This window comes from Streptomyces sp. NBC_01477, from assembly GCF_036227245.1.
In the GTDB taxonomy this organism is placed as follows: domain Bacteria; phylum Actinomycetota; class Actinomycetes; order Streptomycetales; family Streptomycetaceae; genus Actinacidiphila.
Genome location: NZ_CP109445.1, coordinates 3,058,291 through 3,076,009, shown reverse-complemented (window position 1 = coordinate 3,076,009; position 17,719 = coordinate 3,058,291). Strand labels below are relative to the sequence as shown.

The 17,719-nt window shown below is 74.9% G+C and carries 12 protein-coding genes; 8 read left to right on the top strand and 4 right to left on the bottom strand.

The window, feature by feature from the left end:
* Positions 1 to 122: 122 nt before the first annotated feature.
* The 3 genes from OHA86_RS12375 to OHA86_RS12365 form a co-directional block, all read right to left on the bottom strand.
* Positions 123 to 353 (bottom strand): DUF3107 domain-containing protein, encoded by a 231-nt coding sequence (locus OHA86_RS12375; RefSeq protein ID WP_329174990.1) that lies wholly within the window; start codon positions 351 to 353, stop codon positions 123 to 125.
* A gap of 141 nt (positions 354 to 494) precedes the next feature.
* Complete coding sequence (locus tag OHA86_RS12370) at positions 495 to 1,148, bottom strand: TetR/AcrR family transcriptional regulator (protein ID WP_329174989.1); 654 nt, start codon at positions 1,146 to 1,148, stop codon at positions 495 to 497.
* Positions 1,149 to 1,350: 202 nt separating this feature from the next.
* On the bottom strand, positions 1,351 to 1,596 hold the full coding sequence (locus OHA86_RS12365; protein ID WP_329174988.1) for a hypothetical protein: 246 nt from the start codon (positions 1,594 to 1,596) through the stop codon (positions 1,351 to 1,353).
* A gap of 205 nt (positions 1,597 to 1,801) precedes the next feature.
* Here OHA86_RS12365 and OHA86_RS12360 point away from each other — a divergent pair, with 205 nt between their 5' ends.
* From OHA86_RS12360 to moeZ, 6 genes are all read left to right on the top strand, one after another.
* Positions 1,802 to 2,845, top strand: a complete 1,044-nt coding sequence (locus tag OHA86_RS12360; protein WP_329174987.1) for an alpha/beta fold hydrolase — start codon at positions 1,802 to 1,804, stop codon at positions 2,843 to 2,845.
* An 8-nt stretch (positions 2,846 to 2,853) separates the two neighbouring features.
* Positions 2,854 to 4,200, top strand: coding sequence for a DUF3152 domain-containing protein (locus tag OHA86_RS12355; protein WP_329174985.1), 1,347 nt, complete (start codon positions 2,854 to 2,856; stop codon positions 4,198 to 4,200).
* 329 nt (positions 4,201 to 4,529) lie between these two features.
* Positions 4,530 to 6,224: a DUF3492 domain-containing protein gene (locus tag OHA86_RS12350; RefSeq protein WP_329174983.1), complete on the top strand. Its 1,695-nt coding sequence runs from the start codon at positions 4,530 to 4,532 to the stop codon at positions 6,222 to 6,224.
* Positions 6,225 to 6,598: 374 nt separating this feature from the next.
* A complete protein-coding gene (locus tag OHA86_RS12345) occupies positions 6,599 to 7,594 on the top strand; it encodes a hypothetical protein (RefSeq protein ID WP_329174981.1) in 996 nt (331 codons plus the stop codon).
* Between the two features lie 94 nt (positions 7,595 to 7,688).
* The gene (locus OHA86_RS12340) at positions 7,689 to 8,606 is read left to right on the top strand and encodes an NAD-dependent epimerase/dehydratase family protein (RefSeq protein WP_329174980.1); all 918 of its coding nucleotides are present in this window, start codon (positions 7,689 to 7,691) and stop codon (positions 8,604 to 8,606) included.
* Positions 8,607 to 8,883: 277 nt separating this feature from the next.
* Positions 8,884 to 10,062 (top strand): adenylyltransferase/sulfurtransferase MoeZ, encoded by a 1,179-nt coding sequence (gene moeZ, locus OHA86_RS12335; protein ID WP_329174978.1) that lies wholly within the window; start codon positions 8,884 to 8,886, stop codon positions 10,060 to 10,062.
* A gap of 82 nt (positions 10,063 to 10,144) precedes the next feature.
* Here moeZ and OHA86_RS12330 read toward each other — a convergent pair whose 3' ends face one another.
* A complete protein-coding gene (locus tag OHA86_RS12330; RefSeq protein ID WP_329174977.1) occupies positions 10,145 to 12,925 on the bottom strand; it encodes a lysylphosphatidylglycerol synthase domain-containing protein in 2,781 nt (926 codons plus the stop codon).
* 254 nt (positions 12,926 to 13,179) lie between these two features.
* Here OHA86_RS12330 and OHA86_RS12325 point away from each other — a divergent pair, with 254 nt between their 5' ends.
* Positions 13,180 to 13,560 (top strand): MGMT family protein, encoded by a 381-nt coding sequence (locus tag OHA86_RS12325; protein ID WP_329182377.1) that lies wholly within the window; start codon positions 13,180 to 13,182, stop codon positions 13,558 to 13,560.
* A gap of 292 nt (positions 13,561 to 13,852) precedes the next feature.
* The gene (locus OHA86_RS12320; protein ID WP_443071982.1) at positions 13,853 to 17,611 is read left to right on the top strand and encodes a UvrD-helicase domain-containing protein; all 3,759 of its coding nucleotides are present in this window, start codon (positions 13,853 to 13,855) and stop codon (positions 17,609 to 17,611) included.
* Positions 17,612 to 17,719: the final 108 nt, after the last annotated feature.

Here is a 17,719-nt window from a genome sequence, read left to right as displayed (position 1 = left end):
TTCCCCTCCGGTGACGCGGCGTTGCGGACCGTTCCGTTACTCGTCCTACCCCTGGAGGGACCCGGGCAAAACGAAGGGGCGGCAACCGGACCCGTCCGGTTGCCGCCCCCGCTGACTCCGCGTCAGAGAGCGGCGCCGAATCCCACCCTGCGGGCGGCCGGCTCGCCGATCTCCACATACGCCAGCCGGTCCGCGGGGATGAGCACCTTGCGGCCGTGCTCGTCCTCCAGGGACAGCAGCTTCGCGTCGCCCGACAGCGCGTCGGCGACGGCCTTCTCCACTTCGGCCGCCGACTGCGCGCTCTCGATGTTGATCTCGCGCGGCGCGTGCTGCACGCCGATCTTGACCTCCACGGCTTGGATACCTCCGATGGTCTGGCGGTGTGCGCGGTTGGTCGCGCCGTACGCTGCCCAGACTAGCCCGCGGCGGGGGCGGTGAATCCGCGCCTCGTGCACGCCGTGAGCGAACACCGGCCGGGCCCGGCCGGGGCGCCGTCAGCCGTTCTGGCCGCCGGTGCCCTCCGTGCCGTGCAGCGGGAAACCCGCGATGCCGCGCCACGCCAGCGACGTCAGCAGCTGCACGGCGGTGTCCCGGGGCACATCGCTGCGGCTGGCCAGCCAGTAGCGGGCCACCACCTGGGAGACGCCGCCGAGGCCCACCGCCAGCAGCATCGACTGGTCGCGGGACAGGCCGGTGTCCTCGGCGATGACCTCGCTGATCGCCTCCGCGCACTGCAGCGCGACCTTGTCGACCCGCTCCCTGACCGCCGGCTCGTTGGTCAGGTCGGACTCGAAGACCAGCCGGAAGGCGCCGCCCTCGTCCTCGACGTAGGCGAAGTACGCGTCCATCGTCGCCTCGACGCGCTTCTTGTTGTCCGTGGTGGACGCCAGCGCGCCGCGCACCGACTGGAGCAGTGACTCGCAGTGCTGGTCGAGAAGCGCGAGATACAGTTCGAGCTTGCCGGGGAAGTGCTGGTAGAGCACCGGTTTGCTGACGCCGGCCCGCTCGGCGATGTCATCCATCGCGGCCGAGTGGTAGCCCTGCGCGACGAAGACTTCCTGGGCCGCCCCCAGCAACTGCTCGCGTCGGGCCCTGCGGGGCAAGCGGGTGCCGCGTGGTCGTGCCTGGGTCTGCTCGATGGCTGTCACGCCGCCTCCCATTTCTGCGGAACGAACGAAAGACCGAACGAAAAGAACGCTGCGCTGGCCATCGTACTTTTGAGTAACGACCCTGTGCGCCGTACGGGCGCACATTCTCACTTTCTGGATACGGGCGGTCCTGCCGGTGTCCTTCGGGTGAGGCGCTCCGCGCGGCGTTCCGCGCGCTCGGCGGTGCCGGCGGCGGCCGGCGTCAGCGGTAGTCGTCGTCCTCGTCCAGCGGGACCACCCGGCGCTGCTCCGCGGTGTCCGCCGGGTCCGCCTCGCCGTCGCGGTCCGCGGGCCTGGCGGTCACCGGGTCGTCGCGGTGCTGGAGCAGTTCGGCCTGCTGTTCGGCCCTGTCGGCCTCCGGGGCCTCCAGGTCGTCGTCGAGCGCGCTCTGCGCGGCGTTGTCGTCCTCGTCGGCTTCCCGCTCGATGTGCGCGATCTCGTCGGACATGGCGCCTTCCTTCCCTCGGTCCCCGCCCTTCCCCCTCCTGGAACCCCCTCCTTGGAGCGTAGGAGCCCCGGGCCGCGCGCGCAGCGCGTACGGGCGCCCCCGGACAGGAGCGCGCACCCGCGGACGGCCGATTCCGCGCGGGTATGCGCGACCTTGTGCCGCCGAACGCACAGTCGTACGCGTGATCGTCTCGTAACATCGGTACATGGCTTCGACGGACTACTCCCAAGCCGCCGCCGTACCGGCGGTCGTACCCCCGGCGGGGCCGGTGCTCACGGCCGGGGAGACGGCAAGGACCGTGCAGTTGCCCGGGCTCGGCCTGGTGGTGCGCTCGCGCGCCCACACCGCGCCGCGGCAAGGCGGCGGCGAAGCCGAGCCCGCGATGTTCGTGCACGGCCTCGGCGGCTCGTCGCAGAACTGGTCGGCGCTGATGGCCTCGCTCGCCGACAGCCTCGACTGCCACGCCCTGGACCTGCCGGGTTTCGGCCATTCCCCGCCGCCTGACGACGGCAATTACTCGATCGCGGCCCATGCCCGCGCCGTCGTCAAGCTGCTGGACGCCGAGGGCCGCGGCCCGGTCCACCTGTTCGGCAATTCGATGGGCGGCGCGGTGTCCGTCAAGGTCGCCGCCGCCCGGCCCGACCTGGTCCGCAGCCTCACGCTGATCTCACCCGCGCTGCCCGAGGTGCCGCCCCAGCTCAGCGCCGTACCCACCGCGCTGCTGTCCGTCCCCGGCCTGCCGGCGCTCTACGCCCGGTCCACCCGCGAATGGGCGCCCGAGCGCCGCACCACGGCGCTGCTCTCGCTCATCTACGGCGACCCGGCCGTCGTCGGCGAGACCGCGCGGGCCGCCGCCGCCGACGAATACCAGCGGCGGTTCGACCTGCCGTATTTCTGGGACGTCATGATCCGCTCGACCCGCGGCATCGTGAACTCCTACACCCTCGGCGGCCAGCACTCCCTGTGGCGGCAGGCGGAACGGGTCCTCGCCCCGACCTTGCTGATCTACGGTGTCCGCGACAAGCTCGTGTCCGTACGCATGGCCCGAAGGGCGTCGCGGGCCTTCCGCGACTCCCGGCTGCTGACCATCCCCGGCGCCGGCCATGTCGCGATGATGGAATACCCCTACCTGGTCGACAGGGCCTTCCGCGACCTGCGGGACGACATCGCGACGCGCGCACGGACCGGCGCGGCCGACGGTACGGTCACGTCGACGACGGACATGAGCACTGCGGCTGGCGGGAGCTGATCGAGGGCGTGGGCAGACACAGCGCGCAGGACGACCAGGACGGTCGCGACAATCGCGTACCCCCGATCGGCGGCACGTTCGCGCCGCCCGGCAGCGCCCTGGGCACCCCCGGCAGCGGGCGCCGCAGGCGCGGTTCCGGCGAGCCGTTCGACCCCTTCGGGGACAGCGGCGCCTTCGCGGCCGTACGCCCCCAGGACCTCGCCGCCCGGCCGCCCGCCCACCCCGAGCACCGCGAACACGGGGCGTGGGGCACACCCGGCGCGTGGAGCGGTTCCGGCAGCCGGGGCCGCGACCTGCCCTTCGACCCCGTCGAGGACTGGGCCGAGGGCTGGGCCGCGCACGACACCGCCACGGCCGCGGCCACCGCGGGGCTGCGGTCGCCGCGCCACCAGGTGGAGACGCTGGGCCGTACGGTGCCGCGCCCGCGGCAGGAATTCCTCGACGCCTTCGAGCCGCCCGCCGTGCCCGCCGCGTCCGCCGCCCCGCCGGACACCCCGGCCGCGGAGCCGCCCCCGGCGGAACCCGAGCCCAGCGGGCGCCGCAAGCCCGGCAAGGCCGGCTGGACGATCAGCGGCATCGCCGCCGCCGCGGTGGTCACCGTGGTCGCCGTCGCGACCGGCGGCCAGCTCACCGGCGGCGGCAACGACGGCCCCGGGTCCGACCCGGGCGCCGACAAGCCGACCCGCTCCTCCGACGACGCGGCGTCCCGCTCCGACGCCCGTACGACGCCGAGCGCGAGCCCCTCGGTCGCCCCGGCCGGCTACGACCAGCTGATGGACCTGCAGTATCCGCTGGACCCCGCGCTCAAGCTCTCCGGCGCCTTCGACACCGTCCCCGGCCACCAGGCCGCGCCCGGCAAGGGCAAGGTGATGACCTTCCGGGTCGACGTCGAGCGGGGCCTCCCGCTGGACGGCGGGCTCTTCAGCGACACCGTCTACAAGACCCTCAACGACAGCCGCAGCTGGGGCCACGGCGGCACGATGACCTTCGAGCGGGTCTCGACCGGCCACGCCGACATCGTCGTCACCCTGGCCAGCCCCGGCACCACGGCGAAGTGGTGCGCCAAGTCCGGGCTCGACACGACCGTCGAGAACGTCTCCTGCGACGCGGCGTCCACGCCGCGGACCATGATCAACGCGTATCGCTGGGCGCAGGGGGCCGACACGTATGGGGCGCACCTGATGCACGCGTATCGCCAGATGCTGATCAACCACGAGGTCGGGCACCGTCTGGGCCACGGCCACGTGGGGTGTCCGCGGGGCGGCGCCCCGGCCCCCGTGATGATGCAGCAGACGAAGTTCCTCTCCCTCGACGGCGGTCCCACCTGCAAGCCCAACGCCTGGCCTTTCCCCTAGCCCCCCGTCCTGCCTCCCCGGGTATGTCCGGGGACCTGCCCCCGGTGGGGGCTTGTCGCGCAGTTCCCCGCGCCCCTGGTGTGCTGCCCTCTGCGGCAGAGGACCCGAGCCCCGCAGCGGCGCCGGGAGCCGCGCGCTCAGCCGAAACGCGGCCGTAGGCGAAAGCGCGGGCCACACCAACGCGTGACGGCGGGAGAAGTTACGCCCATTCACCCCTTCTGGTGGTGTCGCGGACAACCGTCCGCCGAGCGGGCCGTACCGCGCAATACGGTCGTCCCGCCGGGCGGGACACCAACTCGTCCGGAGTCAGGACGAGAAGGGGCGGACCCGTGCGGATTGGGTTACTTACCGAGGGCGGTTATCCGTACGCAAGGGGTGAGGCCGGCGCGTGGTGCGACCGCCTCGTCCGCGGCATGCCCCACCACGTCTTCGACGTCTACGCGCTGAGCCGGTCACCGCGCACCGGGGCCGCGGGCACCGTCGAGACCCCGCCGCAGGTCCGCCGGGTACGGCAGGAGCGGCTGTGGGGCGAGCCGCCCGCCCCGGAGGCGCAGGGCGGCGGGCGCGCCGCGGCCAAGGCGGCCCGCGCCGCCTTCCGTACCGGCTTCCGGGACTTTGCGGCAGCCCTGGCCGGCGGCGCCGGCATGTGCGCGGTCGAGCGGGCGGACCGTTTCGCCAGCGGCCTCTACGCGCTCGCGGACCTCGCCCTGGACGCCGCCGGCGCCCTTCCGGCGATGCTGCGCGGCGACGACGCCCTCGCGGAGCTGGAGTCGGCGTGCCGGGCCCCCGGCGTACGCCCGCTGCTCGGCGACATCGTCGTGACCGAACTCCTCACTGCCGCCGACCTGCTGGAACGCCAGCTGCGCCCGCTGTCCGCGCCCTGGTACGGCCCGGACGCGCTGGGCGCCGCCGATGTGTGCCACGCGGTGTCCGGCGGCCCGGCCACGCTGCCGGGGCTGCTGGGCAAACGGTTCTGCGGCACCCCGCTGATCGTCACCGAATACACCGTCCGCACCCGGGAGGCGCTGCTCGCACAGCGGGCCGCCGGGCTGCCTCCGGCCGTCCGCGCCCTGCTCGGCGACCACCACCGGCTGCTGTCCGGCGAGAGCTACCGGCAGGCCGCGCTGATCACCCAGGGCTCGACCCACGTACGGCGCTGGCAGGAGCGCTGCGGCGCGCCCCGGGAGAGGACCCGGACCATCCACCCCGGCATCGACGCCGGGCGCTTCGCCCGGGCGGGCGCGGCCGCGGAGGCCGCGGCGCAGGACGGTGGACGGGCCGCGCACGCCGATCCGACGGTCGCGTGGGTCGGCCGCGCGGACCCGGCCAAGGACCTCATCGCGCTGCTGCACGCCTTCCACGCGATACGCCGGAAGGAGCCGCGGGCCCGGCTGCGGGTCTGCCACCTGCGCGCCGCCGACCAGCGGGCGGCCGGCTATCTGGACCACTGCCGTACGCTCGCCGCGCAGCTGTTCCCCGACGAGGCGGCCGACGCGACCGCCGGCGGCGAGAGCCCGGTCAGCTTCGAGGAGATCGGCTCGCCCGGCGTCCCGGAGCCCGCGGACGCCTACACGGCGGGCGACGTGGTCGTGCTGTCCAGCAGCGCGGAGGGCTTTCCGCTGAGCCTGGTCGAGGCGATGTTCTGCGGGCGGCCCACCGTGTCCACGGACGTCGGCGCGGTACGCGAGGTCATCGGCGGTACGGGTCTGGTGGTGCCGCCGCGCAATCCGAAGGAACTGGCCGAGGCCACGCTCGGCCTGCTGCGCGGCCCCGGGCGCGCGGCCCGGCTCGGCGCGGCGGCCAGGGAGCGGGCGCTGACCCTCTTCACGGTCACCGCCTGCGTGAACGCCTTCGCCGACAGCTACCTGGACGTGGTCGCCCACCATCCCGTACACCGGCTGCCGCTGCTCGACGCCCAGGGCGCCCCGCGCCCCTTCACCACCCCGGCGGAGTCCCTGTCGCCGGCCCGCCTGGCCCCGACTCCCGCCGACCCCGCGTGGACCGCTGTCCCGGCCCGCCGATGACCGCCGCGCCGCCCTTCCCCACCCACCTGCCGCGGAGCCGTACCCCCATGACCCCGGAACCCCCCCGCCCGACCCCGCCCCCACCTGCCCTGCCCCCCATATCCGAAGCCCCGCCGAACTCTGCGCGCCCGGGTTCTGGCGTCGACGGGCCGGGCCCCGAGCGTGGCGTGGACGTACCAGGATCGGGTCCCGGCGGGGACGCGCCGTCCGCCGTGCGCCGTGTGGGCGAGCCGCTCCCCGAACCGCGGGATCGCCCCGGCGCGGGCCGCTGTGCCGAATCGATTTCGCAGCCGCCCCGCCACGCCCCCGGCGGCGCCCGCGTACCGGCCGCGGCGGCGGCGCCGCGCCCCCCCGGCGGCCGCCGCCTGCCCGCCGTGGCGCCGCCCCGCCGCGGCGGCGCCGACCCCGTGCTGGCCGTGATGCACCGGCACCGGGCCATGGTCGCGGGGGCAGTTGACGCGTGGGAGATTGCCGCGGGTCTTGAGGCGTGCGGGGTCAATGACGGGGAGGCGCGGCGGCTGCGGCACCGTGATGTGTTCGGGCTGGCCGAGGAGTTGTACGCAAGGGTGCCGCGGGCGGGGCGGGTGGCCGCCCCGGGGGAGCCGGCGGCGGGCGGCGCGTGGCTCGGCGGGCGGACCGTCGCGGTGCACCTGCTGCCCGGGGCCGGCTGCGTCCTGGCGGCGAGGTTCCCCGCGGCAGCCGCGCCGGCCGCGGTGCTGGCGGCCGTCGCCCTGTGGGCGGCCCTGCGCGGCGGCCCGCTGCGTATCGCACATGGCGCGGGTGCGGCCACCTGGACGTACGGCCTGCTCGGCTTCGCCCTCTACGGCCCGCAGGCCGTCACCGCGCTCGCGGGCCGCGGCCGCTTCGACACCGGGGCCGGCACCGCCGCCTTCGCGGCCCTGGCGCTCGGCCTGCTGCCCGCCGCGGCCCTGGCCCGCTGGTTCGCCGTCGCCGCCCGCGCCCAACTCGGCCCCAGCCACGGCCTCGCCGACTTCGCCGACGCTGTACGCCCCCGCCTTGCCGCGGCCCTGGCCGGGCACGCCGCCGTACAGACCGCGCTGCTGCTGGCCGCCGCCGTGGCGGGGTCCGCGCCGCTCGCCGGGCCGGCCGCGCTGGGCGTGCTGCTGTTCACCGCCCGGCTGCTGGCCGTGCACGGGCACGCCGCGACCGCCGCGGCGGCCCTGGCCGCGGCCTGCGCCGCCGAGGCGCTGACCCTCGTGCTCGCGGCGGCCCCCGGCCACCTCGCGCCGCCCGGCGGCACCGCGGAGGCCGCCGCCTGCGGCGCCGCCGCTCTCGTACTGGCGGCCCGGGCGTTCCGCCTGCTCGCCCGGGCCGCCGCCCACCGCCCGCCGCTCGCCGGGCGCCACTGACCTCTGTCACACCGACCAGGAGAAAGAGACCCTTGATCACGCATTTGTTGACCCGACACCGGCAGCTCCGCACCGCACCGCTCGGAGGCTCCCGATGAGAGTGCTGCTGCTCGGAGCCGACGGCTTCCTCGGCCGCCATGTCGCGGAGCGGCTGCTCGCCGACCCGGCCGTCCAGCTCACCGCGCTGGGCCGCAGCGACGACGCCGACGTCAGGTTCGACCTGTCCAGCGGCGCGCCCGGCGTGCTCGCCCGCTTCCTCGACGCGGTCCATCCCGGCGTCGTCGTCAACTGCGCCGGCACCACCCGTGGCGCCGCCCGCGAGCTGACCCGGCAGAACACCGTGGCCGTCGCCACGGTCTGCGAGGCGATGCGCCGCAGCAGTATCGCCGCCCGGCTGGTCCAGCTGGGCTGCGGCTCGGAATACGGCCCCTCGCCGGTGGGCTCGTCCACCGGCGAGGACGCCCCGCCGCGGCCCGGCGGCCCGTACGGGGTCAGCAAGCTCGCCGCGACCGAGCTGGTGCTCGGGTCGAGCCTGGACGCGGTGGTGCTGCGGGTGTTCAGCCCGGTCGGCCCCGGCACCCCGACCGGCGCGCCGATGGGCCGGGTCGCCGAGGCGCTGCGCCGGGCGATGCAGAACGGCGACCCCGAACTGCGGCTCGGCGGCCTGGCCGTGCAGCGGGACTTCATCGACGCCCGCGACGTGGCCAGGGCGGTGCACGCCGCCTCGCTGTCGGCCGCGCAGGGCGTGGTGAACATCGGCAGCGGGCGGGCGGTGCGGATGCGGGACATGGCCGCCGCGCTGGCCCATGTCGCGGGCTACGAGGGCACCGTCCGCGACCTGGACGAGACGCAGGCCCCCGGCGCCGTGACGATGCCGCCGTATCCCGACGGGTGCGGGCTGTGGCAGCAGGCAGATGTCCGTACCGCACGCGACCGGCTGGGCTGGCGGCCGCGGATCGGCCTGGAGGAGTCGCTGGCCGACGTGTGGATGGAGGCGGCATGCCGCGTGTGACCGGGATCCGGCGGCGTACGGGATCCCGCGCCCCCGGTCCGGGGCACGGGACCGACCCGTGGGCGGGGCCGCCCGGATACTGGGACCGGGTGGTCCCCGCGGCCGGCGGCGGGGCCGCGGACCGGCCGCCGCCCACGATGTGACCGTCGGATGTCTCGGTCCTCGGACCGGGTGTCTTGGAATGAAGACCGGCGTGGCAGTGTTGCAGGGATGCGCGTGTGCGAGCACGTGGAGTCCGTACCGTCTGAGACCGACCAAACGTATTGCTGAGGTCCCTGTGTCGCTGCCACCCCTGGTCGAGCCGGCCGCCGAGCTCACCGTTGACGAGGTCCGCAGATATTCGCGTCACCTGATCATCCCCGATGTGGGCATGGACGGGCAGAAGCGGCTCAAGAACGCCAAGGTGCTGTGCGTCGGCGCCGGCGGTCTCGGCTCGCCGGCCCTGATGTACCTTGCGGCCGCCGGTGTCGGCACGCTCGGCATCGTGGAGTTCGACGAGGTCGACGAGTCGAACCTGCAACGCCAGATCATCCACAGCCAGGCCGACATCGGCCGCTCCAAGGCCGAGTCGGCCCGCGACTCGGTCCTGGGGATCAACCCGTTGGTGAACGTCGTCCTGCACGAGACCCGGCTCGAAGCCGAGAACGTGATGGAGATCTTCGCGCAGTACGACCTGATCGTGGACGGCACCGACAACTTCGCGACCCGTTACCTGGTCAACGACGCGTGCGTCCTGCTGGACAAGCCGTACGTCTGGGGCTCGATCTACCGCTTCGACGGCCAGGCCTCGGTCTTCTGGTCCGAGCACGGCCCCTGCTACCGCTGCCTCTACCCCGAGCCCCCGCCGCCCGGCATGGTGCCGTCCTGCGCCGAGGGCGGCGTGCTCGGCGTGCTGTGCGCCTCGATCGGCTCGATCCAGGTCACCGAGGCGATCAAGCTGCTGGCCGGCATCGGCGAGCCGCTGGTCGGCCGGCTGATGATCTACGACGCCCTGGAGATGACGTACCGCACGGTCAAGGTCCGCAAGGACCCGGACTGCGCCGTGTGCAGCGACCACCCCACGGTCACCGAACTCATCGACTACGAGGCCTTCTGCGGTGTCGTCTCCGAGGAGGCGCAGGAGGCGGCGGCCGGGTCGACGATCACTCCCAAGCAGCTCAAGGAGTGGATCGACGACGGCGAGAACATCGAGATCATCGATGTCCGCGAGCCGAACGAGTACGAGATCGTGTCCATCCCCGGCGCGAAGCTGATCCCGAAGAACGAGTTCATCATGGGCGCCGCCCTGGCGACGCTCCCGCAGGACAAGCGGATCGTGCTGCACTGCAAGACCGGTGTGCGCAGCGCCGAGGTCCTCGCGGTCCTCAAGTCCGCGGGCTTCTCCGACGCCGTCCACGTCGGCGGCGGCGTGATCGGCTGGGTCAACACCGTCGAGCCGCACAAGCCGATCTACTGATCGGCGGTTGGAACGCCCGAAGGGGCCGGCGCTTCGGCGCCGGCCCCTTCGCTGTGCGCCCGTCCGGCGCCACAGGTCGGCGCTACAGTTCCCCGCGGCGGCTGAGCTGGGTGAAGGACAGCCAGCCCGGCAGCACCGGCAGCCAGAAGGTCAGCAGCCGGAAGAAGAGCACCGCGGGGGTGGCCACCTCCTTGGGCAGGCCCGCCGCGATCAGACCGCCGGTCAGCGCCAGTTCGACCGCGCCGACACCGCCGGGCGTCGGGGCGGCCGAGCCCAGCGCGTTGCCCGCCAGGAAGACCACCGCGACGGCCGCGTAGCTGAGATTGCCGCCGAAGGCCCGTACGCAGCCGTCCAGGCAGATCACGAAGGTGACCGTCACCAGCAGGGTGCCGCCGATCCCGGTGGCCAGCTTGCCGGGCCGCTGGAGCACGTCCAGCATGCGCGGCACGACACCGGCGAACAGCGCCCGTACCCGCGTGGAGACGAACTTGCGCAGCGCGGGCACCGCGGTGACCACGAGCACCAGCACACCGGCGGTCAGCAGGCCCGCCATGACCGTACGGGACGGCGACAGCGACGGCGTCTTCTCCGTACCGGTGATGAAGCCGAAGGTCATCAGCAGCAGCACGTGCATGCCGAGGCCGACCAGCTGCGAGGCGCCGACACTTGCCACGGCCAGGCCCGGCCGCACCCCGGCCTTCTGGAGGTAACGGGTGTTCAGCGCCACTCCGCCGACCGCGGCGGGCGCCACCAGCTTCACGAAGGACCCGGCGATCTGCGCCTGCACCGTCCGCACCAGCGACAGCCTTTCCGGCACGAAGCCGGCCAGCGCACATGCGGCGGCGACATAACTTGCCGCGGATCCCGCGACCGCGATCGCCGCCCACCGCCAGTCGGCATTGGCGATGGCGTGCCCGATCGGCACCGAGCTGAGCTGCGACAGCAGGAAATACGCGGCAAAGGCGCCGGCGATCACCGTGATCAGGGTGCGCGGCTTGATCCTCTCCAGCCGGACCGGCTCGACCGGGGCCTGCGGCCGGATCAGCAGCACCTGCTGCCGGATCCGGGACAGCAGATCCTCCTCGCGGGCCTCTTCGAGCGCGTCCTCTATTGCCCGCTTCTCGGCTTTGCGCTCAGCCTTGGAGGCCGGCTTCTCCTCGCTTTTGCCCTCTTTCCCCTCCGTGCCGGCCCGCTCGGCGCCGGACGCCCCGTCCAGGCCCGCACGTGCCGTCCTGCGGGCCGCCGCCGCGTCCTCGGCACGCTGCTGCTCGCGGGCCTCCTTCTCGGCCGCGGAGGCGGCGAGCACCGCCTCGCGCTCCCGCTGGGCCCGCTCCCTCGCCAACTGCTTGAGCTGCGCGCGGGTGGCGCGGCTGAGCGCGATCGGCTGGAGCAGCGGCAGCGAGCTGGCCACCGCGTCGGGGCCGAGCACCGCCACCGCGGACGCCACCGCGCGCTCGGGGCCGACCCGCAGCGCCATCGTCGTCAGCAGCTGCGCCACGTCCATCCGCAGCACGATGTCGCCCGCCGCGATCTCACCGCCGCGCAGGTCGGTGAGGAAGACCCGGCCCGAGCGGTCCACCAGCAGCGACTCGCCGACCAGCCGCCGGTGCGCGATGCGCCGCGACTGGAGCGCCCGCACCTGCGTCCAGGCCTCGCGCAGCAGGGTGTCGGTGATCTCCTCGTCGGTCAGCGCGTCGAGCCGCCGGCCGCCGATGTGCTCGTAGACCAGCATCACTGCGTCGGGACCCAGCTCCGAGGTGGCGATCAGCTTCGGCGCGTTGGCACCCGCGGCGATTGCCGCGTACGCGAGCAGCGCCTCCTGTTCGAGCGCCTGCCGCAGCGAGAGCAGGCTGCGCCGCTGGGTGATCCCGCCGACCAGGGACAGCCGCCGCCAGGCGCGGTAGAAGAACCCGTGCGCCTGGAGCTCGCGGTCCACCACGGTGACGTCGAGCGGTGGTCCGTCCTCCAGGGTGACCAGATAGCCGCGCCCGCGGTCGGAGTCCGCCGTCTCGGGCCCGTCCACCTGGACCCTGCGGGCGGTCTGCGGGCTGAAACCGACCCGGCGCAGCCCGGCCAGCAGCTGCCGCCCGGTGGGGCGCACGTTGGGCGAACCGACCGCGTAGACCGTGCCGTAGGCGATGGTCCAGCCGATCAGGACGGTCACCGCGATCGAGAACGGCGTCGTATAGCCGCCGACCAGCACCGCGAAGGCGTCGAGCAGCAGCACGAACCACAGCGCCACCCGCCAGCGCGGGCGGCGCGCCATGCCGACCGCCGTGACATAGGCGATGACCGGCGCCAGATACCCGTGCACCGGATCGGTCATGCCGCTCCCGGACGGAGCGTTGTGCGTCAGCGCCTCGCGGATCGGGCCGGGCGCCGAATTGGTCACCCACAGGTCCGTGGCAAGGGCGGTGCCGTGCGCCAGCACGGCGGCGAGCACACCGTCGGCGATACGCAGCCCGTCCCTTTTGGCCAGCCGCTCGATCGCGAAGGCGACCGGCACGATCAGCACCGCGACGCTCGCGGTCAGGCCCGCGAACGACGCCAGCGCGTCGGGCGCGTGGTCGGTGCCCTTGGTGATGTCCGTCTCAAGGCCGGTCGTCGTCGCGTGCGCGAAGCCCGCGATGGCGAGCACGACCGCGATGCCGAGCAGCCCGAACAGGAAACGCATCAGGTCGGCGGGCCGGTGCACCCGGGCGGCGAGCAGCGGTTCGTCGACGGCGACCGGGGTGGGGCCGGGCTCGGGGACCACGGTGTGGCTGTGCTCGCCGTCGCGCGCGTCGTCGCCGTCGCCGTCCGTGCCCTCGTCCGTGCCCTCGTCCTTGCCGCGGCCTGTGTCGCGGCCGTTGCCGTCGCTCATTGCGTCGCCGTCGCGCTCGGACGTGGCCTTCGCCTTGTCGCGGGACGCGCGGGCCGCGGCACCGTCCGCTGCGCCGCCACCGGGCGCGGGCAGCGCTTTACGGGCGCGGGAGGCCCCTCCGGCCTTGTCCGCGCCCGGCTGATCCGCTTCGGTCTCTTCTTGATCACGTATCACCAGTCACCGCCGGGACGATGGTGGCATGACCACCATACGGATGGCACCGGAACCCCCCGGTGTCGGCGGCCTGGGGCAGGATGGGGCGGATGAGCGAGGAGTACGACCCCGGCGCGCCCGGCGACTACGCGGAGCGGGTGCTCGACACCGTCGACCTGATCCCGGCCGGGCGGGTGATGAGCTACGGCGACATCGCGGAATGGCTCGGCGAGGGCGGCCCCCGGCAGGTCGGCCGGGCGCTCGCGCTGTACGGCAGCGGGGTGCCCTGGTGGCGTGTGGTGCGGGCCGACGGTGTCCTGCTGCCGGGCCACGAACTGCGCGCCCTGGACGCCTACCGCGCCGAGGGCACACCGCTGCGGACCGCGGGGCCCGCGAGCGAGGGCCACATACCGCGGGTCGACATGCGCCGGGCGCGCTGGGACGGGCGCACGCCGGGCGCGGGCGGCGCCGCCGACGGCTGAGGGCCGGAAGCTCATGCCCTCCAGCTTCCGCCATCCGGGACCCGTCCACGGCATCGGCGCCCCGTACGGAGTGTCCGGCGTGTCCCCGGGGCGCGCGCGGCCCGCGCGGCGCACAGCGTAGCGTCGGGGACCCGCGGCCACCCGCGCCCGCCCCCGTACCCGCTCGAACCACCGCACCACCGCACCACCGCACCACCGCACCACCGCTCAAGCCTCCAACGAACCGGCGAACCACGTGATCCTGTCTCCCCCTCCCGCCCCGGCGGCCTCCGCGGCCGTCGGCTACCGGCTGCTGCGGACGCCCCCGGCGCCCGTACGGCCCCCTGTGCTGGACGCGGCACAGCGGGCGGTGGTTGAGCACCGGGACGGGCCGCTGCTGGTGCTGGCGGGACCCGGCACCGGCAAGACCACCACGCTGATCGAATCGGTGCTGGCCCGGGTGCGGGCCGGCACCGCGCCGGACCGCGTCCTGGTCCTGACGTTCAGTCGCAGGGCCGCCGTCGACCTGCGCGACCGGATGGCGGCCCGCGGCCTCGGCGGCCTGCGGGCGAGCACCTTCCACTCCTTCTGCTACGCCCTGGTCCGTGAGCACCAGCCCGCCGAGGCGTTCCAGGACCCGGTCAGGCTGCTGTCGGGACCCGAGCAGGACCTGCTGGTCCGCGAACTGCTGGCCGGCCAGGCCGCGCTGGAGCGGGAAGGCCGCGGCCGGGTGCGCTGGCCCGACGACCTGCGGGCCGCGCTCACCACCAGGGGCTTCGCCGACGAGGTGCGGGCGGTGCTGGCCCGCGCCCGCGAACTGGGCCTCGGCCCGGCCGCCCTCGCCGACTTCGCCCACCGCATCGGCCGGCCCGACTGGACCGCGGCGGCGGCCTTCCTCGACGAATACCTGGAGGTCACCGAGCTGGGCGGGATGGTCGACTACACCGAGCTGGTGCACAGGGCCGTGCTGCTCGCCCGGCAGCCCGAGGTGCACCGGGAGCTGTCGCAGCGGTACGACGCGGTCTATGTGGACGAGTACCAGGACACCGACCCGGCGCAGGTGCGGCTGCTGACCGCGCTGGCAGGGCAGGGCCGGACGCTGGTCGCCTTCGGTGACCCCGACCAGTCCGTCTACGCCTTCCGCGGCGCCGACATCAACGGCATCCTCGGCTTCCCCGAGCAATTCCCGCGCCGCGACGGCGGGCCCGCCGACGTCGCCGTCCTGCGCGTCTCCCGGCGGGCCCGCGGCGGACTGCTGGCCGCCACCCGCCAGCTCACCGCCCGTATGCCGCTGCCCCGGCTCCCCGCGGCGGCGGTACGCCTCCACCGCTCCCTCACCGCGGAAGCGCCGGGCGGCGCGGTCGCCGTGCGCACGTACCCGACGCCGGGCGCCGAGGTCGAGTCCATCGCCGACACCTTGCGACGGGCGCACCTGGAGGACGGCTACCCCTGGCACACGATGGCGGTCCTCACCCGCACGGCCGCCGCCCTCGCCCCCCTCCGCCGCGCCCTCACCTCCGCCGGCGTCCCCATCGACCTCCCCCCCTCGACCACCCCCCTCCACACCGACCCCGCCGTCTCCCCCCTCCTCCTGGCCCTCCGCATCTCCGCGGCATCCCTCCTCCCACCCGCGCCGGCCAGCTCCGACCAGGCGGGAGCGCCGCCAGCCCCGGGGGAGCCGGCCGCGCCGGACCTCCCCGAGCAGTCGGGTACGCCGGAGGCGGGCCAGCCGGGCGGGTCGCCCGAGGACGCTTCTTCCGCCTCCTCCCGGGGTTCCGGGGAGTCGTCCGCGCGGACGACTCCCAGGGAGCCGGGCGGAGCTGGTCTGCCGGCAGGCGTACTCCCTGGGGAGCCGGGCACGGGGCAGTCGGACCCGCCCGAGGACCTTTCCTCCGCGCTGAGCCGCTCCGCGCAGGCGGGTAGGCCAGCGCCGGGGAAGCCGGACGGGTCGGCCGGTGACGTTTTCTCCGCGTCCTCCCGGGGATCCGGGGCGTCGTCCGTGCGGAGGCTTCCCGGGGAGCCGGATGCCGCCGGCCCGCCGGCGGACGTGCCACCCGGGGTGCCGGGCGCGGAGAAGCCGGGCGGGTCGCCCGAGGACGCTTCTTCCGCCTCCTCCCGGGGACCCGGGACGTCGTCCGCGCGGGACGTCCCCGGGGAGCCCGGGGACGTGGCGGAGGCAGGCGGTCCCGGGGCGGCCGGGGGGATCAGGGTCGGCGTCGAGGACGCGCTGACCCTGCTGGCGTCGCCGCTCGGCGGCATGGACGCCGCGGACCTGCGCCGCCTGGGCAGGGCCCTGCGCGAGGAGGAGCGTACGGCGGGCGTGGCAGTGCCACGCCCTTCGGACGTGCTGATCGCCGAAGCCGTCGCCCAGCCGGAACGCCTCGTCGCCCACGACCTGTCCTACGCCCGCGGCGCCCGCCGCGTCGGCGCGCTGCTGCGGGCGGCCCGCGACACCCTGGCCGACGGCGGCACCGCCGAGGACGCCCTGTGGGCGCTGTGGAACGGCACCCCGTGGGCGGCCCGCCTGGAACGCGCCGCCCTGCGCGGCGGCGCCGCGGGCCGCAACGCCGACCGCGACCTCGACGCGGTGTGCGCGCTGTTCGAGACCGCCGCCCGCGCGGAGGAGCGCACCGGCGGACGCGGCGCCCTGAACCTCCTGGAGGAGCTGTCGGCCCACGACATCGCGGCCGACACGCTCGGCGGCCGTACCGTACGGCCGGACGCCGTCCAGCTGATGACCGCCCACCGCGCCAAGGGCCTGGAGTGGCGCCTCGTGGTGGTCGCGGGCGTGCAGGAGGGCGTATGGCCCGACCTGCGCCGCCGCGGCTCGCTCCTGGAGGCGGACCGGATCGGCAGGGACGGCATCGCCCCGCCGATGAGCCAGGGCGCGCTGCTGGCCGAGGAGCGCCGGCTCTTCTATGTGGCGGCGACCCGCGCCGGCGAACGCCTGCTGGTCACCGCGGTGAAGTCCGCAGTGGACGACGGCGACCAGCCGTCCCGCTTCCTGACCGAGCTGGGCGTCGAGCCGCAGGACGTGACGCACCGCCCGCGCCGTCCGCTGGCGGTCTCCGCGCTGGTCGCGGAGCTGCGCGCGACCACCGTCGACCCGGCCGTCTCGCCCGCGCTGCGCGAGGCCGCGGCCCGCCGGCTGGCCCGGCTGGCGGCGCTGACGGACGACGGCCACCCGCTCGTACCGGCCGCGCACCCGGACCGCTGGTGGGGCCTGTACGAGCCGACCGCCTCGGCCGTACCGCTGCGGGACCGGGACCAGCCGGTGGCGCTGTCCGGCAGCGCCCTGGACCAGCTGGCCAACACCTGCGCCCTGCAGTGGTTCCTGGGCCGCGAGGTGAAGGCCGAGCCGTCCGCGACCGCCGCCCAGGGCTTCGGCAATGTCGTGCACGTGCTGGCCGACGAGGTCGCCTCGGGCCGCGCGCCGGCCGACCTCGACGTCCTGATGGCCCGGCTGGACTCGGTCTGGGATGCGCTCGCCTTCGACGCGCCCTGGAAGTCCCGGCAGGAGAAGGACAACGCCCGCGCCGCTCTCGAACGCTTCCTGCGCTGGCACGTCATGGAGCGCGGCCGTACCCCCGTCGCCACCGAGCACGACTTCGACGTCACCCTTGCCGCGGGCGAGGCGCGGATCCGTATCCGCGGCAGTATGGACCGGGTCGAGACCGACGCCCAGGGCGCCGCCTATGTCGTCGACTTCAAGACCGGCCGCAGCAAGCCGACCGCCGCCGAGGTGGCCCACCACCCGCAGCTCGCGGTCTACCAACTGGCCGTCCGTGAGGGCGCCGTCGACCCGCTGTTCGGCGGACAGCCCCCGGCCGCGGGCGGCGCGGAACTGGTGCAGCTGCGGCTCGGCGCGACCCGGCGCGAGGGCGGCGAGACCCTACCCGCGGTGCAGCGCCAGGAGCCGCTGGAGGGGGAGTGGGCGGAGGAGCTGCTGGCCACCGCGGCGGGCCGGGTGCTCGATGAGCGCTTCACCCCGGCGGCGGGCCAGCACTGCACCCATTGCGCCTTCCGCGCCGCCTGCACGGCCCGCCCCGAGGGGCGGCACGTCGTGGAGTGACCGCGCCGCCCGCGGAGTGACCGCGCCGCCCGAAGCCGACGTGCATTGCCGCGCCGGTACCCGGACCGGCACCGAAATTGTCAGCGACCGACGCTATGTTTGCCGTAC